Here is a 26,529-nt window from a genome sequence, read left to right on the forward strand (position 1 = left end):
TCTAGCAGCCAATGGTCAAGCTTCCTTTAAGCGGGATTAGCCGCGCCTTGCGACCATGATGCCCGCCAGAACGATCAGGCCGCCCAAGGCCTGCATTGCTGTGATCGACTCGTTGAGCAGAGCCCAGGCGAGAATGGCCGCCACAACCGGCTGGAGAAGCAGCGTCAGCGAGGAGAAGGCGGCCGGCAGATAGGCAAGCGCGTAGGCGATCGCCACTTGCCCGCCTGCATGGCTGATGAAGGCAAGGCCGAAGACGATCGACCAGCCATAAAGGCTGGCCGGCAGCATGTGGCCTTCGAAGAAGAAGGCGAGCGGGAAGACGCCGACTGCGGCAGAGGCTGTGCTCCACAGCATGATACGGATCGTATCGAAACGGCTGCGAAGAGCGCCGATCGCCAGGATATAGCAGGCGTAGAAGACGGCGGCGATCATGGCGACGCCATCACCGCGCAGGTCACCATTGCCGAAGGCGGCAGGCCCGCCCTTCAGCACGACCACGCCGGCCAATGCCAGCACGAGGCCGAGCACGAAGACGCGCGTAACCTTCGCGCCGAAGAACAGGAAACCGATGGCGGTCACGAAAACCGGCGCAAGGTTTGCGAGCAATGTCGCATTGGCGACCGAGGTCATGGTGATCGACAGATGCCAGGCCGAGAGATCCAGCGCCAGCACGGCGCCCGGCAGGATCAGCAAGCCGTAATCGGCAAGGCTCTTCGGCTTGGGGCCGGTATCCTTGCGCAGAAGCGAAAAGATGAAGATCGGAATCAATGCCAGCGCCACACGCCAGAAGGCCGTCGCCATCGGCCCGACTTCGGACAGCCGCACGAAGATCGGCGATCCGCCGATCGCGGCGCCGCCAAGAATGAGGGCGATCAGCGGAAGACGGCTGGTGGATGGATTTTCGGAAACGGGGGAAGCGGCCTGCGACATGATCTCGATGCTCTCTGTGCGGCTGTGTTGAATAAGCCGCGCCTGTCGTCGCGGACTAGCAGAAGTCGCGCAGGGATGACAGTCACAGAACGACAGATCGATAGGGGACAGAGCCGCGAACTATCTCGCGGCTGCGGCTTTCAGTTTCTCGGCGATCTCGCGGGCAACGAAAACTGTATGTTCCGTTATCTGCGGCAATCCCATCAGTTCCCCGAACGTGCCGCGTGCAAGCGGGCCTGAAATAAGCAGCGACGAGACCACCCTGCCCTCTGGTCCCAGAGCCTCGGAGCGCTCACTGCAGGCAAGCCCGAGGCCAGTCGGATCAAGTGCGAGATAGCCCTCCCGCGCGAGTTCGCTGAGCCAGGGCTGCGTCTGCAAAATGCCGCCATGTGCCGGACCGGTCGTGACGATGACAGCATCGAACATTCGTTCCAATTTTCCGCGTGCATGCCGCGGCTGGAGGGTGACGTGGATCGCCTCGCCCTCTACCTTCGCATCGGCAATGGATGCCGCGAGGATTTCCAGCCTGCCGGCTTCGATTGCACCGTCGAGCACCGCCTCCACCTGCGGCGCGATGCGGAAACGGTGAACATCCCAGTAAGGCCGCAGATGCCGGACGATCCGCCGCCGCTCGGCAACCGGTAAACTGCGCCAGAGATCGTGACCCTGGCCACGCACCTGATCGATCACGGCATGCCAGCTCTGGCCACGCTCGGCCGCCTGGCGGATCGTCTGCCGGATAAGACGCAGCAACGCGACGGCTGACAATGCCGGCTCGGAGATGAAATCACCGAGAGCCTCCTGCGGAACTGCGGCATGGCCGCGCGAACGAAGGCCGCGGCGAGAGATTGCGGTAACGAAGCCGTCGTGGCCGTTTCGCGCAAGGGAGGCAATCACGTCTGCCGCGGTCAGCCCGTTGCCGATGACGAGAACCCTGTCATGCGGCCGCACGACTTCGAGCGCACCCGATTTGGTGGTGTCGGCAACGAAGCGCGGGTGTTCCCCAAGAATAGCCGCGAGCCTGCCCGGCGCCACCGGCGGCGGATGGCTGGTGGCGATGGCGACGATATCGGCCTCCGTCAGCCCGCCCTTGTCATCGAGGATCGCCCAGCCACTACCCCGGCGGTGGATGCCGGTCACGGTCGCCCGGCGATGGCTGATGGCGCCAGACTTCAGGAAAGGCTGGAGGAGCGAGCCAACGTAATCGCCGAATACGCGCCGGCGCGGGAAAAGCTGGCCGTTCTCGCGCGCGGCTTCGGGATCGTCGCGCACGGCATTGTTCGCCTCGATCCAGCGCTGGAACTCTTCCAGATCATCCGGCTGCAGGCTCATCTTGGCGGCCGGCACATTGATGCGGTGCGCCGGATCGGCAGTGTCATAGGCAAGGCCACGGCCCAGCATGGGACGCGGCTCGAAGACCACGATCTCGGCTGCATCGTCGCCAGCCAGCTTCAGCAGATGGTAGGCGACACCCGCCCCGGAAACGCCGCCGCCGATGATGGCGACGAGCGGCCGCCGGGATTTCTGTTCGGTCGAAGCTTGTGTCTGGAACTGCATCTCAGCCGGCATCATTTCAATCGATGCCGGAGCATAAGTTGAGGGCGAAGACCACGCAATGCTCCGGTCCTATAGTCTATGATTTTTATGCAGAAACCTGTGGTGACCCGATCAGCCGGAGATCGTGGTTGCGAACTCCGGAGTGCCCCTGATGGTGTTGCTGACCGTGCAGATCTCGTCTTCGGCCATGTGGGCGATCTTGCGGCGCGTTTCCTCGTCGATATCGCCTTTGATGGAGAAGGCGATGTTGAACTTCGCGACGCGCGACAGCCCTTCCGCCGCCTTCTCGCCGGTCACATCAGCGGTGATCTCGGTGATCTTGTCGAGGATGCCGAGCTGGCTTGCCGCCATGCGGGCGCTCAGCACGAGACATGCCGAAAGCGAGGAATAGAGCAGATCGAGCGGATTGAAGCCCGGCTGCGACGGGCTGGTAACGATATCGATCTCGCCGCCGGTGACCGACGTGACATGCGGGAAACCGGTTCGGCCGAGAACGGCGCTTGCACCAGTGGGACGGGGACGCGCCTTGAGATCGGCCATTTTGAAATCCTCTGTCGAATAGAGCTTTCAAATAGTGTCTTAGCCGTAAACCCGCAATGCGGCGATTTTGATTTTCGATGCGCCGTTCAGCGGAACCTTTCCACCTGTCAGCGGTTTTTTCCCCTGAACAACCTCATGAAGAGGCAGGATTTTCCCATGCCTGGCATCCGCAAGATCGACCGCAAACACAGCAGCATGGATGCGCGCGACCGACTGATCGTTGCGCTCTATGCCCAGCTCAAGGCCGAACGGGAAACCCGCGAGACGCTGGAATGGGTAATCCGCAATGGCGCGGTGTCCAAGGAAGTCCTGCAGGCGATCGCCGCCGATCCGGTTCCGGTCGTCACAAGCGAGGATATCGCATCTGTTGAAAAGATCATCGCGCTTGACGAGCGGCGCAGTCGCTCGCGTGGCAACGGCTGACAAGGAGGAAAGCACATGGCCGACATCACCTATCAGATCGTCCCTCACGACAATGGCTGGGCCTACAAGCTCGGTGATACATTGTCTGAACCCTATGCCACTGCAGAACAGGCGATGGATCGCGCAAGAGACGTAGCCGCGCGCCAGAAAATCGGCGACGGCGATGCGCTCCTCGCCTATCCGGCGCCGGATGGAAGCGGCTGGAAATTCCAGCCAATCGAAACCGACAAAAGCAACAGCAGGCTCTGAACGGAGGAAGCGATGACGGGACGCGCGAGCTGGAAGGGCCATCTGAAGGTGGGCGACCTCGCTTGCGCCGTCGGTCTTTATACGGCTGTTTCCTCTTCCGACCGTGTCTCTTTCAACATCGTCAACCGCAGGACTGGCCATCGCGTCGAGCGGCAGTTCGTCGATAGCGAAACCGGCAAACCGGTGGAGCGCGACGACCAGGTCAAGGGCTACAGGATGGAGAGCGGCGACTACATCGTCATCGAAGGCGACGAGATTGCCGAGATCATGCCCGAAAGCGACAAGGTGCTGAATGTGCAAGGTTTCATTCCCTGCGATGGGATCGACAAGCTCTATTTCGACCGCCCCTACTATCTGGCGCCAGTCGACGAGCATGATGCGGAAGCCCTCGCATTGATTGCCAGGGGCATGCTTGACGGCAAGGTGGCAGCCCTTGCCGAAGCCGTGCTCTTCCGCCGCAACCGGACGCTGCTCATCCGCGCCCATGACGACCACATCATCGCGACCATGCTGAATTTCGACTATGAGGTGCGCTCTGCAAGCTCCATTTTCAAAGACATTCCCGATATCAAGTTCGACAAGGAAATGCTGGAACTTGCCGGCCATATCATCGGCACCAAACAAGGCAGTTTCGACCCGAGCGAGTATCACGACCGCTACGAATCCGCGCTCGTCGAACTGGTGAAAGCCAAGATCGAAGGTCGCGCGCCGCCGAAGCGCAAGCGCGAGCCGGAGCGCAAGGTGGTCGATCTCATGGAGGCGCTGCGCCAAAGTGCGAAGATGGGCGGCAAGGCGCCGGCGAAGAAGCCTGCCGCACGCAAGACCTCCGATAGAAGCAGCAGAAAGGCCGGCTGACCATGGCTCTCGAAACCTATCAGGCCAAACGCGACTTCAAGATCACATCGGAGCCGCGCGGCCGGAAAGGCCGGGCGACAGGCAACAGTTTCGTCATCCAGAAGCACGACGCCACCCGCCTGCATTATGATTTCCGTCTTGAGATGGATGGCGTGCTGAAAAGCTGGGCCGTCACCAAGGGCCCGAGCCTCAACCCCGAGGACAAGCGGCTTGCAGTGCATGTCGAGGATCATCCCCTCACCTACGGCGATTTCGAAGGCATCATTCCAAAAGGCCAGTATGGCGGCGGCACGGTCATCGTCTGGGATCGCGGCGTCTGGACTCCAACAGGCGATCCGCGCAAAGCCTACAAGAAAGGCCACTTGGAATTCGAACTCGACGGCGAGAAGCTGAAGGGGCGCTGGCATCTCGTGCGCATGCATGGCAAGGCCGGCGAAAAACGCGAAAATTGGCTGCTCATCAAGGGTGAGGACGAGGAAGCCCGCAATGAGGGCGAGGCCGATATCCTCGAAGAGCGTCCCGAATCCGCCAAGACCGGTCGGCAACTCGAAGAGGTGGCGGAAAATCCTGATGCCACCTGGCACTCCAGACCAGAAGGCGGCAAGGCCGTTGCCGCAAAAGCCGGGACTCCGGTGAGGAAGGCAAAGTCTCCTGCCCCGAAAGAGCAGAATTGGCCGAAGGGCGCGAAAAAAGCTGATATGCCCGACTTCATCGAGCCGGCACTCGCCAAGCTGAAGCCCAAGCCACCGGCCGGTGAACGCTGGATCCACGAGATCAAGTTCGACGGTTACCGGCTGCAGGTGAAGATCGAGGATGGGCGGGTGACGATGCTCACACGCGGCGGTCTTGACTGGACGGAAAAATTCGGCCGGAACATTGTCGATGCCTTCGCTTCCTTGCCGACTGAAACGGCCGTCATCGATGGTGAACTGGTGGTGGAGCGCGATACCGGCGCATCAGATTTCTCCGCCCTGCAACACGATCTCAGTGAAGGCCGCTACGACCGCTTCGTCTTCTATGCTTTCGACCTCCTCTATCTCGATGGATACAGCCTGCTCGACGTAGGCCTTCTCGAGCGCAAACATCTTCTTGAGAAGCTCATTCCCGAAAATAGCGGCAAACTGCGCTACAGCGCGCACTTCAACGAGAACGGTGGCCTGGTTTTGAACCATGCCTGCCGGCTCAGTCTCGAAGGCGTCGTCTCCAAGCAGCGCGACAGCAACTACGTCTCAGGCCGCAAGGGTGAATGGATCAAGTCAAAATGCTCGCAGCGGCAGGAATTCGTCATCGGTGGCTATGTGCCCTCGACCGCCATGAAGAATGCCATCGGCTCGCTTGCCATGGGTTATTACGAAGACGGCGCGCTGAAGCATGTCGGCCGCGTCGGCACCGGTTATACGGTTGCGACGGCGCAGATGCTTTACGAACGCCTGTCGGCGATCGGGCTGAAGCAGAATTCCTTCGACGACAAGCTGAGCGCCGAAGAGCGGCGCGGCCTGCATTACGTCAAGCCGCAACTCGTCGCCGAAGTGGAGTTCCGCGCATGGTCGGCGGATGGTAACCTGCGCCACGCGGCCTTCCGCGGACTGCGGGAGGACAAGCCGGCAAAGGACGTTGTGCGCGAGATGGAAAAGACGACCGCGAAAAACCTGCCGAAATCAGCCGTGACGCTGACCCATCCCGATCGCATCTACTGGCCGGACGAGGGCGTCACCAAGGAAGGTCTCGCCAATTATTATGCACAGGTCTGGCGCTTCATGGCGCCCTATGTCGTCAACCGGCCGCTTGCCCTGCTGCGCCTGCCCGACGGCATTTCCGGCCATCAGCGTTTCTTTCAGAAACATGCATGGAAAGGCATGAACGAACATATCGACGAGATCACCGACCCCAAGGACAAGGGGGGAGAGAAGCTGCTGCGCGTCACCGATTTCGACGGCGTCGTGGCCCTGGTGCAATCCGCCGTGCTGGAAATCCATCCATGGGGTACGACAACCGACAATTGGGAAAAACCCGACATGATCACCATGGACCTTGATCCCGGCGAGGATGTGCCATGGGAGAATGTGATAGCGGCGGCTTACGAGTTGAAGGAGCGCCTCGAGGGCGAAGGTCTTGCGGCCTTCGTCAAGACATCGGGTGGCAAGGGCCTGCATGTGGTGACGCCGCTGGAGCCGAAGGCCGGCTGGGACCAGGTGAAGGGTTTTGCCAAATGGCTTGCGGACAGCATGTCGAAGGATGATCCCGACCGCTACCTTGCAACCGCCACCAAGGCAAAGCGCAACGGCAAGATCTTCATCGACTACCTCAGGAACGGGCGCGGCAATACCGCGGTGGCCGCCTATTCCGCCCGAGCGCGCCCGGGTGCTGCGGTCTCCATGCCGCTGGAATGGAGCGAGCTGACAGCCGAGATCGGTCCTGCTTATTTCACCGTCGACAATACGCCGGCGCGGCTCGATGCGCTTCCAAAGGATCCGTGGGACGGATTCTTCGCCGCGGCCAAACCGTTACAGACGCGGAAGCGATAGGGCTCCGCTCTAAACTGTCCATTCACCGAAAGCCCCATCCCCACGAGCGGGGCTAAATCTTCATGCAGCCTTCCCATCAAAATAGTTGTGGCGCTCGGTGCCCGATGAGCGCTGAAGATCTGCCAAAGTTACCCTTGGGACGGGCTGAGAGGGGATTCTTGCAGGAGATTACCGCGACTTGCCGCGCCCACCTTCCGCGGCCAGACTCTTCTTCAATGCATCCATGATGTTGATGACATTGCCTGTCGATTTGACGGGCGCAGGCTTGCAGGCCGGGGCTGCCTTTTTGAAGCTTTTCTCCTTGCCGCGGATCAGCGTTTTCAGCCGTTTCTGGATAGGGTCCTGCACCATCGAAGGGCTCCACTCCTTCGTCTCCTCCTTCACCAGTCGCTTCATCAAAGCCATCAGTTCGCCATCGACCTTCGCCTTCATGTGGAGTTCTGCCGCCGGTTCGCGCACTTCGTCGCCATAGCGCAGCGTCCAGAGAATGATGCCGTTGCCCTGCGGCTCCAGGAGAACGGCGCGCTCTCGCCGGTACAGTACCAGCCGGGCGATGCCGACGACATCACTGGCCTTCATCGCCTCGCGGATCACACAGAAAGCTTCTATACCGACCTTGTCTTCCGGCGCTAAAAAATGCGGCTTGTCGTACCAGATCCAATCGATCGACCCGCGCGGCACGAAGGTGTCAATATCGATGGTACGGGTGCTTTCCAGTCCCACTTCCTCGATCTCTTCATCCTCAAGCAAGACATAATCATCCTCGCCACGCGGATAGCCCTTCACCTGATCCTTCTCGGCGACGGGCTTGTGCGTGACGCTATCGACATAGCGGCTTTCGACACGGTTCTTCGTTGCGCGGTTCAGGACATGAAACCGCACCTTGCTCGACTCCGTCGTCGCCGGCGTCAGCGAAACCGACGCGGTAACAAGCGAGAGCTTCAGATAACCTTTCCAGAATGTTTGACGGGCCATTCGCCATAAACGGCGATGGCGGCGGGAGGTTCCGCCTGGTGATGCTTGCCGAAGCGGAATCCGAGCTCGGCACCCGGATTTCAACGGGATGTGATGGCTGGAGGCAAAACGAGAAAAGGACTGGCCGACCGTCGTCCCGTAGCCCTGATACCGTTATTTTTACGCCGAAGCGGCAGGGCCGGTTACGCCGAGTACATGCCTAGTTAAAACGTCGTAGAAAAGCAATTTGGACAGTGAGCAATGCAACCAATGCCTGATATGCCCGCACCAATAGTCGAGGCTCCAAGAGCGACGCACATGTGAAACAGTTACAGAACTCACGTCACGTCTGTCTGTGAGTTGGGTTTCGCCTACAGGGAATTTTGCCCCGAATCTCCCCTGGTCTTTGTATGGAGGTTGATGTGCGCGCTGCGATATACGACGCGATTAGACGGCGAACACCGCCGGGAATGCGGCAGATGATCAAGGGACAAAATTGGATCATGCCACTCGTGGCAAAGACGTTTGGCAGCGGTATATATTCAAAGCCTTACTATGATTAAGTTGAGAGGGACGAAGCCAACAGCGTTAAGGCAATAAGCGAGTGGATCGTAAAAGAGATAGATCCAAAAAGCGTGGTGGACGTAGGCTGTGGCCCCGGGCACCTGATGGAGGCTCTGAATAAAAGAGGCGTGAAAGTTCTTGGGTTAGACTATTCTGCTGCAGCAAAAAATATCTGCTTCGAAAGGGCTTGTCGTTCGAAACCTTCGATCTGACAGTTCCGGCAGCAACCATTCCAGGTTCGCCTTGGGATCTGGCAGTATGTTGCGAAGTGGCGGAACATCTTGAGCCGCGCCACGCGGATGTCTTTGTCTCCAAGCTCGCCAGCGCCAGCAACTCGATATTCTTAACGGCCGCCGTTGTGGGGCAGGGCGGCCTTAACCATGTCAACGAGCAGCCAAATTCCTATTGGATAGAGAAGTTCGCAAAACACGGCTTCGCTTTCGATGAAGCCCTTACAAACCTCGCGAGAAAAAGCTTCTCGGGGCGAGGTGTCGTTCACTATCTGGCAAAACCGATGCTGTTCCGCAAAACCTAAGGCGAGCACGGTTTGCGTACTACTCTTAACTTCTCATAGTGTTCCTCGGCCGGCCGAGACGCCTCACGCACCATATCCGCCCACCCGTTTGTTGCGGTATGATCGGCTGCCGCACCCAAGGGCAAAGCCACCGTTCCATCCCACGTCGTTCAGTTCGAGGTAGTGGTGTCGAGTTGGGCGTCAGAGGATGGCGTCACCGCCTGGGCCCGTGAAGTCCTGATGACCTTCGACTGGCCCATCTCTCCCGCTATTCGTATGGCGGCTTGTATATATCAGCCATAGCATGCGCCGTCCCAAACGAGTCAGATCGCCAACCAGTTGGAATCACTGTGCAGGACGCGGGTGAGTCGTCAAAAGGTCGATACAAAACATATGAGAGAATCTATAAAACCGGAAAATCAATGCTTTCCGGGAATTGAATGGTGCCCAGGACCGGAATCGAACCAGTGACACGCGGATTTTCAATCCGCTGCTCTACCAACTGAGCTACCTGGGCTAACCTGCTTCACAAAAACATTCCGTTTTCGAATGTCGGGGCCTTGGTGCGCCCCGGAAGCGAGCGGGGTTATAGCATCTTGTTCGCCCATGGCAAGCATCAAATGATAGTTTTTCGACGGTCCCGGAGATTTTGGCGATTTGCGAGGAAAAATAAGGGCTTCGCGGTGGAAAACTGTCGAGCACTTCCGTTTTTCTTCGAATCCGGGAAATGCTCTACCTCATTGTTTTCGCGCAATTCCGGACGCAAAACCGCTGCACACTTTTGCTGAATTGATCTAGCTTTCCTCGTCGGGATAATCCGCCTTCGTCTCGTCGTCCGCCACAGGAATCGCGTAGGAACCCGTCAACCAGCGCGACAGATCGACTTCGCGACAGCGATTGGAGCAGAAGGGATAGTGTTCGCGGTTCGACGGTTTGCCGCATTCCGGACAGGGACGCGTCTTGCGCAGCGGCTCGACGTTGCCGCCAGTCTTCATTTCATCAGACATGGTTTCCTCCTACAGCATCGACCCGAAAATCGGACCGATTTTCGGAAAGCCCGATGCGTAGATTAAAAAGGTGGAGCGTCCTTTGTGCGTCCAAATGGACGCACGGAGCTCTAGCAGGAGATCAGCCCTCGGGCCAACGGCTGTGGACATCAAAGCCCTCGCCGGTCAGAAGCAGAATGGTCTCATAAAGCGGCAGTCCCACGACATTGGTGTAGGAACCCACCATTTTCTGCACGAAGGTGCCTGCCAGCCCCTGGATGCCATAAGCGCCGGCCTTGCCCCGCCATTGGCCCGAGGCAATGTAGTTTTCGATCTCGAAACTCGACAGGCGCTTGAAACGCACCTTGGTCTCGACGATCTTCTGGCGCACTTTTCGGTCGGGCGTGATCAGGCAGATGCCAGTATAGACCACGTGGTTGCGCCCGGAGAGCAGGTGCAGCGAGTTCGACGCCTCATCGGCGAATTCGGCCTTGCCCAGAATACGGCGACCGACGGCGACGACCGTATCGGCGGACAGGATATAGCTGCCCTTCCAGGTGATGTCGCCCTTGATGGCCGCAAGTGCAGCTTCCGCCTTTTCGCCCGATAGGCGACGGGCGAGCGAGCGCGGATGCTCCGACTTCTTCGGCGCCTCATCGATATCCATCGGCATCAGACGCGAAGGCTCGATGCCGGCCTGATTGAGCAGATCGACGCGGCGGGGCGAGCCCGAGGCCAGAATGAGCTTGTATTTCAGCGCCATGGAACCTCGACCATCGGCAGGCGGGAGCGGAAGCTTATCGAGCTAGGCAGACCAAGCTTACTTGAAGCGGTAGGTGATGCGGCCCTTCGTCAGGTCGTAGGGCGTCATTTCCACAAGCACCTTGTCGCCGGCGAGAACACGGATGCGGTTCTTGCGCATGCGGCCAGCAGTGTGAGCAATGATCTCATGCTCGTTTTCAAGCTTCACGCGGAATGTCGCATTCGGCAGAAGTTCGGTCACGATACCCGGGAATTCGAGGACTTCTTCTTTCGGCATATAAGGGTTTTCTTCCTGTGTGTTGGGCAAAAGGCGCACGGCGCCTCAAAATTTGCGCGGAAACTACACAATCAACGGGGATTTGTGAACCTCGTAGATCGGGCTTTCTATCTTTTGTTTCATGCCGATTGCGCGGCGATGCCATTTCTCTTGAGTAGCCGGCTCTCGATAAGGCCGGCGAGGTGATCACGAACCTCGCGATAGCTATCCAATATCTGCTCGCGTGTGCCGGTCGCAACGGTCGGATCCATGGTCGGCCAGTAGATGACATCAACGGCGCTGGAGCGCGTCAGCTCGAGGGCGGCGTGATGGGCCGGCGGCGAGAGCGTGATGATAAGGTCGAAATAATCGTCTTCGAGCTCTTCCAGCGTCTGCGGCTGGCGGCGGCCGAGCGAAAGGCCGATTTCCTCCAGCACCACATCGACGAACGGATCGCGTTCGCCGGCGCGAACACCGGCAGACCGTATGTAGGTATTGGCCGGCAGAATACTACGGGCGATCACTTCCGCCATCCGCGAGCGGATGACATTCAGGCCGCACATGAAGAGAATGGCGCCGGGCCGCTTCCCATCCTCGGTTTCGACGTGCGGCTCCATCGCCGTCATCCGCGCCAGTAGAGCACGCAGACCAGCGTGAAGAGGCGGCGGGCGGTGTCGAAATCGACGTCGATCTTGCCGGAGAGCCGGTCCTTGAGGGTCTGCGAGCCCTCGTTATGAATACCGCGCCGCCCCATGTCGATCGCCTCGATGCGACTCGGCGAGGCGGAACGGATCGCCTCGTAGTAGCTCTCGCAGATCATGAAATAATCCTTCACGATCCGCCGGAACGGCGTCAGCGACAGGATGTGCGTGGCAACATCCTCACCCTTTTCCGTGGTGATGGAAAACACCAGCTTGGAATCGACCAGCGAGATATTGAGCCGATAAGGCCCGCCGGAATGGCCTGATGGCGTGAAGGAATTTTCCTCGATCAGATCGAAGATCGCCACCGCCCGTTCATGCTCGACATCAGGCGTCGAACGGCCAATCGAATCGTCAAGGACAACGTCGCAGAGCCGAAAGTTGTCCCTGCCCATCCCCTCACCTTTCGAGGTTCAGGCGGATCGCAACCGATCGCGCATGTGCATCGAGGCCTTCGGAAACGGCAAGTGCAATCGCAGCCGGCCCGAGATCACGAAGCTGCTGCGGCCCGAGCCGCAGGATCGAGGTGCGCTTGACGAAATCGAGAACCGAAAGGCCGGATGAAAAGCGAGCGGACCGCGCCGTCGGCAACACATGGTTGGAGCCGCCAACATAATCGCCGATGACTTCAGGTGTATGTGCGCCGATGAAGATCGCGCCGGCATTGCGGATCCTGTCCACGAAGAAATCGGGATTGACGACGGCGAGTTCGAGATGTTCGGCGGCGATACGGTTTGCGAGCGGAATTGCATCCTTCAGATCGGACACGAGAATGATCGCGCCGAAATCTCGCCAGCTGGCCGCCGCGATTTCCGCACGGTTCAGCATCTTCAACTGGCGTTCGACGGCGGCTTCGACCGACTTGCCGAATTCCTCGTCGTCGGTGATCAGGATCGCCTGCGAGCTCTCGTCATGCTCGGCCTGCGCCAAGAGATCGGCGGCGATCCAGTCCGGGTTGTTGTCCCTGTCTGCGATGACAAGCACTTCCGAAGGGCCGGCAATCATGTCGATACCGACAGTGCCAAAGACATGGCGCTTGGCGGCGGCCACATAGGCATTGCCGGGGCCGGTGATCTTGGCAACCGGCGCGATGGTCGCGGTACCGTAGGCAAGCGCGGCAATCGCCTGCGCGCCGCCGACGCGGTAGATCTCGCTGACGCCCGCAAGCTTGGCCGCCGCCAGCACCGCCGGATTGACCGAACCGCCCGTTGCCGGCACGGCGATAACGATACGCTCGACACCGGCGACCTTCGCCGGGACGGCATTCATCAGCACCGAACTCGGATAGCTTGCCGTGCCACCGGGTACATAAAGACCAACGGCTTCGATCGCCGTCCAACGCGAGCCGAGACCGACGCCCATATCGTCCTCGTAGATATCGTCCTTCGGAAGTTGGCGACGGTGATGCGATTCGATGCGGAGGGCTGCGACTTTCAGCGCGCCCAGCACTTCCGAGGGGACGACCTCGACGGCGTTGTCGATCTCTTTTTCGCTGACGCGCATCGGCACGACGGCGTAGTCGATGCTATCGAACTTCTTCGAATATTCTGCGAGAGCGACGTCGCCGCGGCTACGCACATCATCGATGATGGCGCGTACCACCGCGTTGACGTCTTCGGAGACCTCCCGTTTGGTGGTCAGAAAGGCCGCGAAGCGCTGTTCGAAACCGTTGGATGCCTGATTGAGCCAGATTGCCAAGGCCGGAATTCCTTCTTTGCTCGAAACTGTTGCGCTCAGGTGCCGGGATGGCGCGGCTTGGAAACTGTTTCCCAGGCGCCGCCGACATCGGCAAGCTGCACTTCTATGCATTCGACATCGAGAACGATGGAAGCCGTGCCTGACAGGGAAAGTTCGAGCGTGCCTTCCGGTCCTTCGCCCTTCTGCTCGAAACGCAGGGCGAGCAACGACAGTACGTCATCACGCCGCGCGCGGTCGATGCCGATCGAGCGAACGGAAAGCACACGCTTGAAAACGAGAGCAGCGCGGCGGCGTTCGAAGCCCTTGCGCTTGCGCGCCGCCTCTTCCCAGACGAAACGGTTGGTGGCGATCGCGAACTGCTTGTCGCGCGGCGACCAGTCGATGTCGGCCACCTTAAAGACGCTGTCCTGCATATGCGCAGAAATGACCGCAAGGTCTTCGACATCGAGCGCAACAAGCTTCAGGTCCGTCATCCAGCCTCTATCCCATGTCCTTACCGCCGCGCCTGCGGCGATCTGTCAGACAACGGAGATAAGGCGCTCGGACCAAATACGCAACCGGGATAAAGGGCGCATATGCGCCCTTTCTTACTCGCTGATGCGTTCGACGATGGCGCCGCAGCGGGTCAGCTTTTCTTCGAGCCGTTCAAAGCCGCGATCGAGATGGTAGACGCGGGAAACCGTCGTCTCGCCTTCGGCGGCAAGGCCGGCGATGACGAGGGAAACGGAAGCGCGAAGATCGGTCGCCATAACAGGCGCGCCCTTCAGCCGCTGGACACCTTCGATCTTGGCCGTCTGGCCAGACAATGAGATCTTCGCGCCGAGGCGGGCGAGTTCCTGCACATGCATGAAGCGGTTTTCGAAGATGGTCTCCGTGACATGCGAGATGCCGGAAGAGCGCGTCATCAGCGCCATGAACTGCGCCTGCAGGTCGGTCGGGAAGCCCGGGAAGGGATCGGTGACGATATCGACCGGGCTGATGCCCGCGCCGTTGCGCTTGACGCGCATGCCGTTGTTGGTCGCCGAGATTTCCGCGCCGGCGCGGCGCAGCGTTTCCAGCGCCGTATCGAGCAAGGCCACATCGGTGTTCTCAAGCACGACATCGCCGCCGGCCATGGCGACCGCCATGGCGTAGGTGCCGGTCTCGATACGATCGGGCAGAACGCGATGGCGCGCGCCCGACAGCGAGGTGACGCCCTCGATCGTGATTGTCGAGGTGCCGGCGCCGGAGACCTTCGCACCCATGGCGTTCAGGCAATTGGCGAGATCAACCACCTCGGGCTCGCGGGCAGCATTGCCGATCACGGTCGTGCCGCGAGCAAGCGTCGCCGCCATCATCATGACATGCGTTGCGCCGACCGAAACCTTCGGGAAGGTATAGCGCGTACCGATGAGGCCACCCTGCGGCGCACGGGCGTTGATATAGCCGCCGTCGATTTCCATCGTCGCACCAAGCGCGGTCAGGCCTTCGATGAAGAGGTCGACCGGGCGCGTGCCGATGGCGCAGCCGCCCGGCAGCGAAACGCGGCAATAGCCTTCGCGCGCCAGAAGCGGGCCGATGACCCAGAAGGAAGCGCGCATCTTCGAAACCAGCTCGTAGGGAGCGGTCGTATCGACGATGGTGCGGCAGGTGAAATGGATCGTGCGGGCATAGGAATCTTCCTGACGCTCGCGGCGGCCGTTGACGGCAACGTCGACGCCATGATTGCCAAGGATGCGCATCAGCAATTCGACATCTGCAAGGTGCGGAACGTTTTCCAGCGTCAGCGTATCGCTCGTCAGCAGCGAGGCGATCATCAGCGGCAGCGCGGCATTCTTGGCGCCGGAAATCGGAATGATGCCGTTAAGCTCATTACCGCCGACAATTCTGATACGATCCATGTGCACTTACGGGCGAGGCCCGCCTTTCCTCAAAAGTTTTGCCTGTGGGGGCCAGGCAAGAAGTGGGGGTGTTTAGAGCAAATCCCCCGACGCTTCAATTCGTCGCGCAAGCAACATTACGATTCGTCCATTTTTGCGGCGGGCATTTTCGCGGCGGGCAGCCCATTCGCCTCGTCCGCCTCGCCGGATCGGCGCGCGCGCACCTGCTGTTTGCGTCGCGAAAGATTTTCTCTCAGCTTTTCGGCCGCCCGCTCGCGGCGCAATGCCGCTTGTGCTTCCATGGCCGCTTTCCGGCTCTGCCGGGCCTTTTCAGTCTCTTCGTTCATGCCCCAGAATTAACCGAATTCGCGCCAATCCAAAAGTGGGCGGGACGTTATTCCCAGAGAAGTTGGAATTTGCGGCTTGCACTCCTGCCGAAGCTGTGGCAATAGCCGCCCCGTTCACGCGAATTGAGCGTTTCCGCTTCACGCGTCTGGTCCTGCTGCCGTAGCTCAGTGGTAGAGCACACCCTTGGTAAGGGTGAGGTCGGTGGTTCAATCCCACTCGGCAGCACCAGTTTCTCCTCCGAAGTCATTATGCACCGTGCCAATCGGTCGCCATTGCTGTCGGCGAAAATCTCGTTAGAATATTAGCATTCTGGAGTCTTCGCAGAGGGAACTCGAAGGCTTCATTCAATGTTTCTATCGAGACATGCTGGAGGAGCATCGATGGCGACTGAACGATGGAATGGTCCGATCAAGGTAGGTTTCGATGATGCGGGAGCACGCACGGTTAACGGACCGTTCGATGCCTTGGCCTGCCTTACCGAGCTCTGGCCTGCCGCACGCGGATTGAAATATCTGAAGGCACGTAGCGCCTGCCGCGCCGCGCTTGATGGCCGCAAGACCGTCGAGGAAGCGCGCGCCGAGTTCATGGCGGCGGCCGAGGAAGCAAAGCTTAAAGTGCATTAAGCTTTCGGCGGCGATACCGGACAGTAAAAGCCGGATCCGTTCCGAAACGGAGCAATGCTTAATTTTCACTTAACCCTGCATGGAGCTCGTGCGGGGCTTTGTCTCAAAAGGCATTGCGCCGTTCATCCGTTCATCAATAAAACGACGCCAGCCATCATGATGATGGTTAGAGGCTCGTCACCCTCTACGGGAGACTACAGACGAGCCTCGTCTGACAGGAATTTCAAATATACCATCAGCAGTCAGAAGTATTGTCATCACCGACTTGAATATAGCCGACACCGATGATTGTGCCATCTGCCGTGCGGATGAAGGACGGCAGATAGTGCGGTGCAGACGGCTCGCAGAGCGAGGCCTTGGTATATTCGTTCAGCGCTATTTCGTCCTTCGGCAAGGCCGAATAATTCGTATCTGTTTCAAGGGAAGCATAAGCGGACCCGGCAAAGGCGCCGCATCCGAGAAGAAGGACCGCGGTCCAGAGGCGTATCAGCGTTTGCATTGTTGTCTCCAGCATTGAAATCCAGCATTTCAACACACGAGACGGGGAGTTGGTTCCTTGAGAATACCTGTGGGAAGACGTGATTTATCTGAGCAGCATGCGGCAATGCACATAACCGCTTCCGACGATATCCTCGGCAATCGCCAGTGCCCGCTCACTATCGCCCTTCCTGCGCACGAAACCTTCGAGAATGACGTAGGAGCCGAGGGTCGAGACGACAATTTCGGCCGCATCGAGGTCGGCTGCGGCATGCAGGGCGCTTTCCACGGACGCGCGCGTAGCAGCCGCGTTGTGGCCTTGCATGCAGGCTTCCTCGTGGATTAACGAGCTTTGAAAGCGCAGTACCATGATCGTTCCTGACATTGGCTAATACAGACTTAACGCTGTAAGACGACGTTTGTTGCCAGCCGCTGCTGGCTGGAAGCAAAGTTGAGAGTATGGTGGCGCCTGGATCTTGATGGTCTTGCAGCCCCTATGTGCGATTGCGGCTGGAGGAGACGATGATGAAAGCTCTGTTGCCGGCCCTTTTTGCCGCCGCCCTTCTGGCGGGTTGTTCGGCTGCTGACGCGCCGGCGCTGGAGCCTATTCCCGGCAGCATCACCTATGGCGGCCAACCGCGCACGAAGCTGACGAAATCGCCGATCGGCAGTGTCGTCCATAACGACTTCTACGATCAGCAGGGCCAGCACGTTTACGAAACCTACATACTCCAGCCCGACCGCAGCCTGAAGCTGGTGCGGCGCCAGATCGTGCCGGATTTTCCGTAGTAGCGCCGTGCGTCCATTTGGACGCATAAAGGACCCTCTACCTCTATTGGTCGATGCATCTGGCTTTCCGAAAACGAACTCGATTTTCGGGCCGATGGTGTCGTGAATGGTAGCCCGTGCCTGCTTGACAGGAGCGGCAATCAAGAACATTCAAGGAACGTCTAACACTCGCGCTGGTGATTCTCCGGCGAGAGCCAACCGGACCGCTGGATGTATCTCGAAAAGCTCAACCCCCAGCAGCGTTTGGCCGTCGAGCACGGCACGCTCATCGAAGGCGGCCATATTGCGGGGCCGCTGCTTATCATTGCCGGCGCCGGCTCCGGCAAGACGAATACGCTTGCCCATCGCGTAGCACATCTGATCCTCAAGGGTGCTGATCCGCGCCGCATCTTGCTGATGACCTTTTCCCGTCGGGCGGCTGCCGAAATGGGCCGGCGCGTCGAGCGCATCTGCGGCGAGGTCCTCGGCAAGAATTCCGGCGTGATGGCAGATGCGCTGGCCTGGAGTGGCACGTTTCACGGCATAGGCGCACGACTGCTGCGCGATTATGCCGAGCAGATCGGCCTCGACCCGGCCTTCTCCATCCATGACCGGGAAGACAGTGCCGACCTGATGAACCTCGTGCGCCACGAGCTCGGCTTCTCCAAGACGGAAAGCCGGTTTCCGACCAAGGGCACCTGCCTTGCCATCTATTCCCGCGCGGTAAACTCGGAAGCGGAACTGCCGTTGGTGCTGCGCGATGCCTTTCCCTGGTGCGCGACCTCGGAAAAGCAGCTTCGCGAGCTGTTTGCCTGCTATGTCGAGGCAAAGCAGAGCCAGAACGTGCTCGATTATGACGACCTGCTGCTCTACTGGGCGCAGATGGTGGCCGAACCGCTTATATCAGAGGATATCGGCAGCCGCTTCGACCATGTGCTGGTCGACGAATATCAGGACACCAACAGGCTGCAATCCTCGATCCTGCTTGCCCTCAAGCCAACCGGGCATGGGCTGACCGTCGTCGGTGACGATGCGCAGTCGATCTATTCCTTCCGCGCGGCCACAGTGCGCAACATTCTCGATTTTCCGGCGTCGTTCAGCCCGGCCGCCAATATCGTCACGCTCGACCGCAACTACCGCTCGACCCAGCCGATCCTTGCCGCCGCCAACGCGGTGATCGACCTTGCTTCCGAGCGTTTCACCAAGAACCTCTGGACGGAGCGGGAATCGCCGGAGCGGCCGCGGCTGGTGACGGTGCGCGACGAGAATGATCAGGCGCGCTACGTGGCCGACAAGATTCTCGACCATCGCGAAGAGGGCGTAAAGCTGAAGAGCCAGGCCGTGCTCTTCCGCGCCTCGCACCATAGCGGCGCTCTGGAAGTGGAGCTCACCCGCCGCAACATTCCCTTCGTGAAGTTCGGGGGGCTGAAATTCCTCGACAGCGCGCATGTGAAGGACATGCTGGCGACACTGCGCTTTGCCCAGAACCCGCGTGACCGGGTGGCGGGCTTCCGGCTGATGCAGATCCTGCCGGGGGTCGGGCCTTCCACGGCGCAGAAGGTGCTGGACCATATGGCAGAAGACCCGAGCCCGGTGACTGCGCTCGCCACCATGCCTGCGCCGCCGCGCTCGGGCGACGACTGGACCTCGTTCGTGTCCACCATGCAGGAACTGAAAACCGGTAAGGCCGGCTGGCCTGCCGAGATCGAACTGGTGCGGAAATGGTATGAGCCGCATCTTGAACGGCTGCATGAGGATGCGAGCGCCCGGCTTGCCGATCTCGTGCAGCTCGAGCAGATCGCCGGCGGTTATGCTTCGCGCGAGCGCTTCCTGACGGAACTGACGCTCGATCCGCCCGACGCAACCTCGGATCAGGCGGGCGTGCCGCTGCTCGACGAGGACTATCTCATCCTCTCGACCATCCATTCGGCCAAGGGACAGGAATGGACCAAGGTCTTCATGCTGAACGTCATCGATGGTTGCATCCCCTCTGATCTCGCTGTCGGCACGACGGCAGAAATAGAGGAAGAGCGGCGGCTGCTCTATGTGGCGATGACACGCGCCAAGGACAGCCTCGATCTCGTCGTGCCGCAGCGCTTCTTCACCTATGGGCAGAACTCGCAGGGCGACCGGCACGTCTATGCATCACGCAGCCGCTTCATTCCCGCGACGCTGCTGCAATTCTTCGAGGTCTGCGGCTGGCCGCAGGCCAAAGCGGAGACGGCGGCGGCCCAGCAGGCGCGGCAGGTGCGCATCGATGTCGGTGCACGCATGCGCGGCATGTGGCGGTAGAGCCTCTCCTGACCAGATGGCGCTAAAGCGCGAGCGGTGGCTTGGCGGGTTCGAAGAAACGGCCGATCATTTCATCGTTGACCAGGGCGATTGTCGGCGGCGACCATTTCGGATTACGGTCCTTGTCGATAACAGCCGCACGGACGCCTTCGTAGAAATCCGCACCATGCAGGATCTGCATGCAGGCGCCGAGCTCACGGGCCAGGCATTCGCCGAGCGTACGGCTCTGGCGGCCGGCTCTCAGCAGCCGCAAGGTGAGCTTGAGGCTGGTCGGCGAACGTGTGAGCATCACGCGACGGGTTTCGGCTGCGAACTCGCCCTCTTCCTGAGCGAGGGCCAACGCGATGTCCTCGACACGGCTGAAGCGGAAGGCGCGGTCGATCATCGCGGCATTGGCCTGCAGCCTGCCTTCGCCCGGCTGATCCGATAGATTGCGCAGCGCCGCGTCGATATCGTCCGGCGAGCTTCCCACAGGCAGATCCGAGAGACGCTGGACTGCCTCTTCCAGACGCGAGAAGGGCATGTAGAAATCAGCAAGTCCAGCATGGATGGCATCTGCGCCATTGATATCCAGCCCCGTCAGGGCCATCCATGTACCGCTTTCGCCCGGCATGTGAGGCAGCAACCAAGTGGCACCGACATCGGGAAAATAGCCGATGCCCGTTTCCGGCATGGCAAGGCGGGTGCGCTCCGTGACGATACGGTGGCGACCGTGGCTGGAAAGCCCGACGCCGCCGCCCATGGTGATGCCATCCATTAACGCCACATAGGGCTTCGGATAATTGGCGATACGGTGATTGAGGCGAAATTCCTCGCGCCAGAACGTTTCCGCCAGGCCGTCGCCGGCGCGCCCGCTTAGGTGAATGGCGCGGATATCGCCGCCGGCGCAGAAGCCGCGTTCGCCCTCGCCCATCACGACGACGCTCGCCACGGATTGGTCGCCGGCGAAATCATCAAGTGCGGCGGCAATTGCACGCACCATCGGGATGGTCAGGCTGTTCAGCGCCTTTGGGCGGTTCAGCCGGATAAGACCTGCCGTACCACGTCGTTCAACGATGACTTCGTTCTGATTGCTTTTGTCCATGGTCCACCTCGCTCCTGCCCTAGGAATAGACGGGGTTGGGCCGGGGTTCCAGTGGCTGGCTGATCAATCAGGCCGAGAGGGACTGCGAAACGGCGACATCGCACCGCATCGCGTAGTCGATCGCCAGCTCCAGCGGCAGCGGCCGGGAGAAATAATAGCCCTGCGCCAGCCGCACGCCGAGGCCTTTCAGCGCCTCGGCCACTTCCTCGCTTTCGACACCTTCCGCCACCGACGCAATGCCAAGGTTCTGGCAGAGACTGGCGACGGAGCGGGTGATGTTCATGCAACGCGCGTCGCGATCGAAATTCATGACGAAGGCCTTATCGATCTTCAGCTTGTCGAAGGCGAGGCGGTGGATGTGGCTCAAACTCGAATAGCCGGTACCGAAATCGTCGAGCGCGATCGAGCTGCCGGCAGCACGCAGCACGCCGATCACCTGATCGGCTGTGTCGAAGTCCGAGAGAAGTGCCGTCTCGGTGATCTCGAACTCGATGCGCTTCGGATCGACACCTGCGCGCGTGATCATGGCGAGCAGGGCCATCGAGGTTTCGTGGTCGCAGATATCGCGAGCCGACAGGTTGAAGGACACGCGCAGATGGGCCGGCATGATCTTCAGCGCGTCGAGCGCCTGGCCGAAGAGGATGCGTGTCATGCGGCCGATGACGGCGGTACGTTCGGCAGCCGGAATAAAGGCATCCGGACTGATGCGGCCGAAGCGGGCGCTATCCCAACGCGCAAGCGCCTCAAAGCCGACAACGCGGCCGCTGCGCAACTCCATGATCGGCTGATATTCGAGCTTCAACTCCTTGGCGAAATTGTCAGCCTGCAGCTCCAGCTCGATCAGGTAGCGTTGCGTCAGGATCTTTTCGTGTTCCGGCGAGAAGAATTCCACACCGCCGGTACGCTTGCTCTTGACCTGATAGAGCGCGAAATCCGCCTTCTCGTAGAGATCTTCGGCCGTGTATTCGCCCGCGTCAGGATAGACGATGCCGCAGGAGCCGGAAACGCGCACCGAACCGTCCGGAATGTCGAAGGGCTCACGGACGGCCGCACATAGCGCCAGGCCGAGGTCGGAGACGGCCCTGAGCGTCATATCGGAGGGGAAGATGATGCCGAATTCATCGCCGCCAAGGCGCGAGACGATGCCCTGATCACCTAACAGCGCGACGAAGCGGCGCGCCGTTTCCTTCAATACAAGGTCGCCGGCCGAATGGCCGAAGACATCATTGACCGGCTTGAAGCCATCGAGATCGATGATGCCGATGACAGGCGGCGAAGACGGATGCTCCAGCAGCATCTTTTCGAGCGACAGGAAGAAGCTGCGGCGGTTGGCGAGACCGGTCAACTGGTCCTGCAGCGCATTGCGGCTGTTGACGAGGTTCAGTTCTTCGGCTTCTGCCTGCTTCTCCTTCAGCTCCTCGGCAAGCCGCACCAGATGGGTGAAATTCTGGAAGTAGCTGTTGATGACGCGCAGGAACGGCAGCACGAGAAACAAGCCGCTGACCGCCGTGGCCACGAAAACCGGATTGCCGGAAAAGAGGAAGGTCACGACCATGGCAGTGAAGGTGATGACCGTGGTGATCGCCGCGGCGAGCGGCAGATGCATCAGACAGAAGACGCAGGAGATACCGGTTACGACGAGGAAATAGGCGATCTGGCCCTGCTGTGAGGCATCGCCGTACTGATAGAGCGCGACGGCCCAGCCGCCGAAGCCGATCGTCAGGATCGTGGCGCCTACCTGGGTCACCTTCATCAGCCGTAACGCACGCTCCGGCGTGACGTTTTCCTTGCCACAGATCTCCCACCAGCACAGGCGGAAGACGCAGACGATGCTGAGGCCGACGGGAATGTAGAGCGAAAGCCAAAGAGGCGCCGACTTGATGTGGGTGATGGCCACTGCCAGCGCGTTGATGACAAGAAGAACGTACAGAATCGGAATCTGCGATGACAGAGCTTTGAACTGCGCCACCAGAAACTTCGGATTATCTTTTTGCAGCCGCAATGAGGCTATGAAGTTCTTCATGATCCCTTTTCCCTTGGCTAAAGCGAGCCAGAGAAAGTTTGACTATTCCTTATTCACGTAACGTCAGCCACCCACATCTACGCCGGATGGTAAATGTTCGGTTGCAGCTCAGAAGGAGGCTGCAGCCAGCGCGCGATGAATGCTGTGCAGATCGTCGACACTCTTGTTCATCAGGAAGAGTTCCCAGTCGAGCGAGCTGCGCACGATGGTTTCCAGCGAGTCGTGTTTCGGCGCCCAGTCCAGGACGCGGCGGGCAAGCGTCGCATCGGCGACGACGCTTGCCGCATCGCCCGGTCGGCGCGGCGCCATGTTGATCTTGAAGGAGTGACCGTTCAAGCGGGTGACCATGTTCAACACATCGAGCACGGAATAGCCGCTGCCATAGCCGCAGTTGGCGACAAGTGGCCCCCTACCCTGGCGCAGATGCTGGAGCGCCTTCAAATGCGCCGCTGTCAAATCGCTCACATGGATGTAGTCGCGTACGCCGGTGCCGTCATGGGTCGGGTAATCGAAGCCATAGACGGCGATGCTATCGCGCTTTCCGAGTGCGGCCTCACAGGCGACCTTGATGAGATGGGTCGCGCCTGAGGTCGACTGGCCGGTGCGCAGCTGCGGATCGGCGCCTGCGACGTTGAAGTAACGCAACGCCACATAGCCGAAGTCATAGGCGGCGGCGGCGTCACGCAGCATCATTTCAGTCATCAGCTTCGACTGGCCGTAGGGATTTTCCGGATTGAGCGGCGCCGTTTCCTTTACCGGAGCAGAGCTCTTCTGCTGGCCGTAGACCGCGGCCGTCGAGGAGAAGACGAAGTTGCGGATGCCGGCCTTGATGGCGGCGCTCAGCAGCACGCGCGTCTTGCCCGAGTTATTGTCGTAATAGGAGAGCGGATCGGCCACCGATACAGGAACGACGGCAGAGCCGGCGAAATGGATGATCGCCTCGATATCGTTTTCGATGAAGATCTTCTTCAAAATGTCGGGATCGGCGACATCGCCGAGATAGAAGCGCGCGGCCGGCGCCACGGCCCAACGAAAACCGGTAGAAAGCCGGTCGAGCACGACGACATCTTCACCGGCATCGAGCAGCGTCCACACCATGTGGCTGCCGATATATCCAGCCCCACCTGTTACCAGAACCGCCATGTCTGCATTCCCTGTTTTATCTTTTTTCGGGAGCATCAGAACGGCTTTTTCCTTTCCGATTTTGTTATCAAACGGCCTCGGAAAGCCTTTGCGGCCGGTATGTTTGGGGACGTGGTTAGAGCCGGATTTCAGCTATTTCTACAATTTTATCGAACAGCCGTTTTCGGGACAAAATCGCCTTTGCCACCCCCTTTTCCGGGCGCGTTGACAACCTGCGTGCAGCGCGTCAGATTAGAGCCATGAACAACTTCGCGTTCCAGGCTATGACGATGGGCATGACGACCACCCTTTGCGGTGGGGGCGTCGGCTTGTGACCTGAAACTGTTCACTTCACCCGATCCAACCCCGCCGGACACGCGCGGGGTTTTTTGTTTCTGCCCCGATGTCCGCCTCATGCAAAGGACTTCTCGTGGTACAGGACCTTCACTCAATGTCGGCTCGTGACCTGCTTCTCCAAAACGGGGAGCGGCATCGATGAGGCTCTACCTGTCATCCTATCGGCTCGGCGCAAGTGCCGCCCGGCTGAAGAAACTCCTCAAGGGCGGAAGGCGCGCGGCCGTCATCCAGAATGCGCTGGACTTCGTTCCGGCCGAGGCGCGGCTCGCCTATGAGGCCAATATCTACGATCCCAAGGCAGATCTTGCCGATTGGGGGATCGAGCCGGAAGAACTCGACCTGCGGCACTATTTCGGACAGCCGCATGCATTGGAAAAGGCGCTTGCTCGCTTCGACTTCGTCTGGGCTGTCGGCGGCAATGCTTTTCTCCTGCGGCGGGCCATGCGGCAGAGCGGCTTTGATCGCATCATAGCGGAATTGCTGCGCAAGGATGCACTCGTCTATGGCGGCTTCAGCGCTGGAGCAGTCGTTGCGGCACCCTCGCTTGATGGTATCGACATCATGGATGATCCGCAGCAGCTCGCGCCTGATTATGACGAGGCGATCCTGTGGGACGGGCTTGGACTCGTCGATTTCTCCATCGTCCCCCACTATCGCTCGGCCCATGATGAGGCCGAAGCTGCCGAAAAGACCGTCAACTTCCTTGAAGAAGCCGGCACGCCCTTTCAGCCGCTGAGAGACGGCGAAGTCATCATCGTTGAGGGTCGGAATGTGACGCTGCTACCGGTGCTACCGGAAGCGCTACGCCGTTCCGCCTAGAGCTTCAGGATATAGTCGCAGAGCCGCTCGGCCGCGACTATCACCTGAGCCGGATCGCGCAGGAAGCAGGCGCGCAGGAAAAGCTCACCGCCCGGTCCGAAGGCCGTACCGGGTGCAAGCCCGACGCCGGTCTTGTCGACAATGTCGATCGCAGTCTTCCGGCTGTCGGTCACGCCGTCGATCTTGAGGAAGGCATAGAGCGCGCCATCGGGTTTCAGCGTCTGGACGCGGTTGGTGGCAATCAGCGCATCGCAGAGGATATCGCGGGAGCGGGTTGCCTTGTCGATATTCGACTGCACGAAGGCGTCTCCTTCGTTGAGCGCCGCGACCGCGCCTTTCTGCATGAACTGTGCGACGCCCGAGGTCGAATACTGGATCAGGTTTTCCAGCACCTGCCCGGTTTCCGGCGGCGCGACGATCCAGCCGACGCGCCAACCGGTCATGGACCAGTTCTTGGAGAAGGAATTGACGAAGATGATCTTGTCGCCGGGCTCCATGACGTCGAGGAAGGACGGCGCGCGGCCGCCAGCATAGAAATAACGCGCATAGATCTCATCGGCCATGATCCAGAGATCATGCTTGCGCGCCAGTGCCAGGATATCGGCCAGATCCTTCTTCGTCGCGGTCCAGCCGGTCGGGTTCGACGGGGTGTTGACGAAGAGGCCATGGGTCTTCGGGGTGATGGCCGCCTCGATACGGTTGAGATCGACCGCCCAGGTGCCACCTTCGAACTGCAGCTCGACCCCGATGGAGCGGGCGCCGGCGATCTCAAGCGCTGCGGCAATGTTCGGCCAGGCGGGCGTCAGATAGACAAGTTCATCGCCGGGTGAGGTTATTGCCTGGACGGCGATCTGGATCGCCTGCATGCCCGAACCGGTCACATAGAAATGCTCAACCGGAAGACGGATGCCGAAATGTCTGGCGTAATAATCGGAGAGCGCCTGGCGCAGCTCGGGGATGCCGCGCTGCCAAGTATAAAAGGTTTCGCCGGCGGCGAGCGACTGCATGGCGGCCTGATTGATGAAATCGGGCGTGGGAAGATCGCCTTCGCCAACCCAGAGCGGCAGAAGGCCTTCACGGCCACGGGCGTAATTGACGACTTCGACGATCCCGCTTTCTGGCGCTGCGACGGCGCGCGGGCTGAGGCTGCTTACAATCGACATGCATATCTCCAGTTCACGCCTTCATAACGGATTTGCGGGCGCAAATCCTATGACAATGCGTGATGGCATATCGATTTTCG

29 protein-coding genes and 2 tRNA genes are annotated in these 26,529 nt (G+C 59.9%); 11 read left to right on the forward strand and 20 right to left on the reverse strand.

Going from position 1 to position 26,529, the window contains the following annotated elements; translation table 11 throughout:
* Positions 1–36: 36 nt before the first annotated feature.
* The 3 genes from AC1DUP_RS07170 to AC1DUP_RS07180 form a co-directional block, all read right to left on the reverse strand.
* Positions 37–930, reverse strand: a complete 894-nt coding sequence (locus AC1DUP_RS07170; RefSeq protein WP_477832295.1) for a DMT family transporter — start codon at positions 928–930, stop codon at positions 37–39.
* A gap of 120 nt (positions 931–1,050) precedes the next feature.
* A complete protein-coding gene (locus AC1DUP_RS07175) occupies positions 1,051–2,502 on the reverse strand; it encodes an FAD/NAD(P)-binding protein (protein WP_477832296.1) in 1,452 nt (483 codons plus the stop codon).
* Positions 2,503–2,598: 96 nt separating this feature from the next.
* The gene (locus AC1DUP_RS07180; protein ID WP_113306951.1) at positions 2,599–3,027 is read right to left on the reverse strand and encodes an OsmC family protein; all 429 of its coding nucleotides are present in this window, start codon (positions 3,025–3,027) and stop codon (positions 2,599–2,601) included.
* Positions 3,028–3,183: 156 nt separating this feature from the next.
* Between AC1DUP_RS07180 and AC1DUP_RS07185 the strand changes: the two genes are divergently transcribed.
* The 4 genes from AC1DUP_RS07185 to ligD are packed head-to-tail and all read left to right on the forward strand — an operon-like array spanning position 3,184 to position 7,079.
* Positions 3,184–3,450, forward strand: coding sequence for a hypothetical protein (locus AC1DUP_RS07185; protein ID WP_477832297.1), 267 nt, complete (start codon positions 3,184–3,186; stop codon positions 3,448–3,450).
* A 15-nt stretch (positions 3,451–3,465) separates the two neighbouring features.
* Positions 3,466–3,699 (forward strand): DUF2188 domain-containing protein, encoded by a 234-nt coding sequence (locus tag AC1DUP_RS07190; RefSeq protein ID WP_113298526.1) that lies wholly within the window; start codon positions 3,466–3,468, stop codon positions 3,697–3,699.
* A 12-nt stretch (positions 3,700–3,711) separates the two neighbouring features.
* Complete coding sequence (gene ku, locus AC1DUP_RS07195; protein WP_477832298.1) at positions 3,712–4,554, forward strand: non-homologous end joining protein Ku; 843 nt, start codon at positions 3,712–3,714, stop codon at positions 4,552–4,554.
* Positions 4,555–4,556: 2 nt separating this feature from the next.
* Positions 4,557–7,079 (forward strand): DNA ligase D, encoded by a 2,523-nt coding sequence (gene ligD / locus AC1DUP_RS07200; protein WP_477832299.1) that lies wholly within the window; start codon positions 4,557–4,559, stop codon positions 7,077–7,079.
* Positions 7,080–7,247: 168 nt separating this feature from the next.
* Here ligD and ku (AC1DUP_RS07205) read toward each other — a convergent pair whose 3' ends face one another.
* On the reverse strand, positions 7,248–8,054 hold the full coding sequence (gene ku / locus AC1DUP_RS07205; RefSeq protein WP_477832300.1) for a non-homologous end joining protein Ku: 807 nt from the start codon (positions 8,052–8,054) through the stop codon (positions 7,248–7,250).
* Positions 8,055–8,653: 599 nt separating this feature from the next.
* Here ku (AC1DUP_RS07205) and AC1DUP_RS07210 point away from each other — a divergent pair.
* Positions 8,654–8,809 carry a class I SAM-dependent methyltransferase gene (locus tag AC1DUP_RS07210; RefSeq protein ID WP_477832563.1) on the forward strand — a complete coding sequence of 52 codons (156 nt, stop codon included), beginning with the start codon at positions 8,654–8,656 and terminating at the stop codon, positions 8,807–8,809.
* Positions 8,785–9,132, forward strand: a complete 348-nt coding sequence (locus AC1DUP_RS07215; RefSeq protein WP_477832301.1) for a hypothetical protein — start codon at positions 8,785–8,787, stop codon at positions 9,130–9,132. Before AC1DUP_RS07210 ends, AC1DUP_RS07215 begins: the two co-directional genes overlap by 25 nt.
* Before the next feature lie 420 nt (positions 9,133–9,552).
* Here AC1DUP_RS07215 and AC1DUP_RS07220 read toward each other — a convergent pair.
* From AC1DUP_RS07220 to AC1DUP_RS07265, 10 genes are all read right to left on the reverse strand, one after another.
* Positions 9,553–9,628: transfer RNA gene (locus AC1DUP_RS07220), tRNA-Phe, on the reverse strand.
* Positions 9,629–9,905: 277 nt separating this feature from the next.
* A complete protein-coding gene (gene yacG, locus AC1DUP_RS07225) occupies positions 9,906–10,118 on the reverse strand; it encodes a DNA gyrase inhibitor YacG (RefSeq protein WP_477832302.1) in 213 nt (70 codons plus the stop codon).
* A 121-nt stretch (positions 10,119–10,239) separates the two neighbouring features.
* Positions 10,240–10,860 (reverse strand): Maf-like protein, encoded by a 621-nt coding sequence (locus AC1DUP_RS07230; RefSeq protein ID WP_007821131.1) that lies wholly within the window; start codon positions 10,858–10,860, stop codon positions 10,240–10,242.
* A 57-nt stretch (positions 10,861–10,917) separates the two neighbouring features.
* Positions 10,918–11,136 (reverse strand): translation initiation factor IF-1, encoded by a 219-nt coding sequence (gene infA / locus AC1DUP_RS07235; RefSeq protein WP_003545338.1) that lies wholly within the window; start codon positions 11,134–11,136, stop codon positions 10,918–10,920.
* 119 nt (positions 11,137–11,255) lie between these two features.
* Positions 11,256–11,741 carry an arsenate-mycothiol transferase ArsC gene (locus AC1DUP_RS07240; RefSeq protein ID WP_477832303.1) on the reverse strand — a complete coding sequence of 162 codons (486 nt, stop codon included), beginning with the start codon at positions 11,739–11,741 and terminating at the stop codon, positions 11,256–11,258.
* Positions 11,738–12,211 carry a UPF0262 family protein gene (locus AC1DUP_RS07245; protein WP_477832304.1) on the reverse strand — a complete coding sequence of 158 codons (474 nt, stop codon included), beginning with the start codon at positions 12,209–12,211 and terminating at the stop codon, positions 11,738–11,740. Before AC1DUP_RS07245 ends, AC1DUP_RS07240 begins: the two co-directional genes overlap by 4 nt.
* 4 nt (positions 12,212–12,215) lie before the next feature.
* Complete coding sequence (gene hisD, locus AC1DUP_RS07250) at positions 12,216–13,514, reverse strand: histidinol dehydrogenase (protein WP_477832305.1); 1,299 nt, start codon at positions 13,512–13,514, stop codon at positions 12,216–12,218.
* A gap of 35 nt (positions 13,515–13,549) precedes the next feature.
* Positions 13,550–13,987, reverse strand: coding sequence for a DUF2948 family protein (locus AC1DUP_RS07255; protein ID WP_113298512.1), 438 nt, complete (start codon positions 13,985–13,987; stop codon positions 13,550–13,552).
* 114 nt (positions 13,988–14,101) lie between these two features.
* Positions 14,102–15,394 carry a UDP-N-acetylglucosamine 1-carboxyvinyltransferase gene (gene murA, locus AC1DUP_RS07260; protein ID WP_113298511.1) on the reverse strand — a complete coding sequence of 431 codons (1,293 nt, stop codon included), beginning with the start codon at positions 15,392–15,394 and terminating at the stop codon, positions 14,102–14,104.
* A 116-nt stretch (positions 15,395–15,510) separates the two neighbouring features.
* Positions 15,511–15,720: a hypothetical protein gene (locus AC1DUP_RS07265; RefSeq protein WP_113298510.1), complete on the reverse strand. Its 210-nt coding sequence runs from the start codon at positions 15,718–15,720 to the stop codon at positions 15,511–15,513.
* 154 nt (positions 15,721–15,874) lie between these two features.
* Between AC1DUP_RS07265 and AC1DUP_RS07270 the strand changes: the two genes are divergently transcribed.
* Positions 15,875–15,949: transfer RNA gene (locus tag AC1DUP_RS07270), tRNA-Thr, on the forward strand.
* A gap of 152 nt (positions 15,950–16,101) precedes the next feature.
* Entirely contained in the window at positions 16,102–16,344 is a 243-nt protein-coding gene (locus tag AC1DUP_RS07275; RefSeq protein ID WP_113306960.1) for a DUF982 domain-containing protein, read from the forward strand.
* Between the two features lie 235 nt (positions 16,345–16,579).
* Here the strand turns inward: AC1DUP_RS07275 and AC1DUP_RS07280 are convergent, their stop codons facing one another.
* Positions 16,580–16,843 (reverse strand): hypothetical protein, encoded by a 264-nt coding sequence (locus AC1DUP_RS07280; protein ID WP_477832306.1) that lies wholly within the window; start codon positions 16,841–16,843, stop codon positions 16,580–16,582.
* A gap of 84 nt (positions 16,844–16,927) precedes the next feature.
* On the reverse strand, positions 16,928–17,191 hold the full coding sequence (locus AC1DUP_RS07285; protein WP_113298507.1) for a BON domain-containing protein: 264 nt from the start codon (positions 17,189–17,191) through the stop codon (positions 16,928–16,930).
* A gap of 155 nt (positions 17,192–17,346) precedes the next feature.
* Here AC1DUP_RS07285 and AC1DUP_RS07290 point away from each other — a divergent pair, with 155 nt between their 5' ends.
* Positions 17,347–17,610 carry a hypothetical protein gene (locus AC1DUP_RS07290; RefSeq protein WP_113298618.1) on the forward strand — a complete coding sequence of 88 codons (264 nt, stop codon included), beginning with the start codon at positions 17,347–17,349 and terminating at the stop codon, positions 17,608–17,610.
* 210 nt (positions 17,611–17,820) lie between these two features.
* Positions 17,821–19,881 (forward strand): ATP-dependent helicase, encoded by a 2,061-nt coding sequence (locus AC1DUP_RS07295; protein ID WP_477832307.1) that lies wholly within the window; start codon positions 17,821–17,823, stop codon positions 19,879–19,881.
* Between the two features lie 22 nt (positions 19,882–19,903).
* On the opposite strand, the gene AC1DUP_RS07300 is transcribed toward AC1DUP_RS07295, so the two are convergent.
* The 3 genes from AC1DUP_RS07300 to galE form a co-directional block, all read right to left on the reverse strand.
* Complete coding sequence (locus AC1DUP_RS07300) at positions 19,904–20,965, reverse strand: enoyl-CoA hydratase/isomerase family protein (RefSeq protein WP_477832308.1); 1,062 nt, start codon at positions 20,963–20,965, stop codon at positions 19,904–19,906.
* A 67-nt stretch (positions 20,966–21,032) separates the two neighbouring features.
* Complete coding sequence (locus tag AC1DUP_RS07305; RefSeq protein ID WP_477832309.1) at positions 21,033–22,988, reverse strand: putative bifunctional diguanylate cyclase/phosphodiesterase; 1,956 nt, start codon at positions 22,986–22,988, stop codon at positions 21,033–21,035.
* A 108-nt stretch (positions 22,989–23,096) separates the two neighbouring features.
* Entirely contained in the window at positions 23,097–24,131 is a 1,035-nt protein-coding gene (gene galE / locus AC1DUP_RS07310) for a UDP-glucose 4-epimerase GalE (RefSeq protein ID WP_113307076.1), read from the reverse strand.
* 474 nt (positions 24,132–24,605) lie between these two features.
* Between galE and AC1DUP_RS07315 the strand changes: the two genes are divergently transcribed.
* Positions 24,606–25,286, forward strand: coding sequence for a Type 1 glutamine amidotransferase-like domain-containing protein (locus AC1DUP_RS07315; RefSeq protein ID WP_113306967.1), 681 nt, complete (start codon positions 24,606–24,608; stop codon positions 25,284–25,286).
* Here AC1DUP_RS07315 and AC1DUP_RS07320 read toward each other — a convergent pair.
* Complete coding sequence (locus AC1DUP_RS07320; RefSeq protein WP_113306968.1) at positions 25,283–26,449, reverse strand: pyridoxal phosphate-dependent aminotransferase; 1,167 nt, start codon at positions 26,447–26,449, stop codon at positions 25,283–25,285. The genes AC1DUP_RS07315 and AC1DUP_RS07320 overlap by 4 nt on opposite strands.
* Positions 26,450–26,529: the final 80 nt, after the last annotated feature.

This window comes from Rhizobium sp. 01L419 (genome assembly GCF_056400025.1).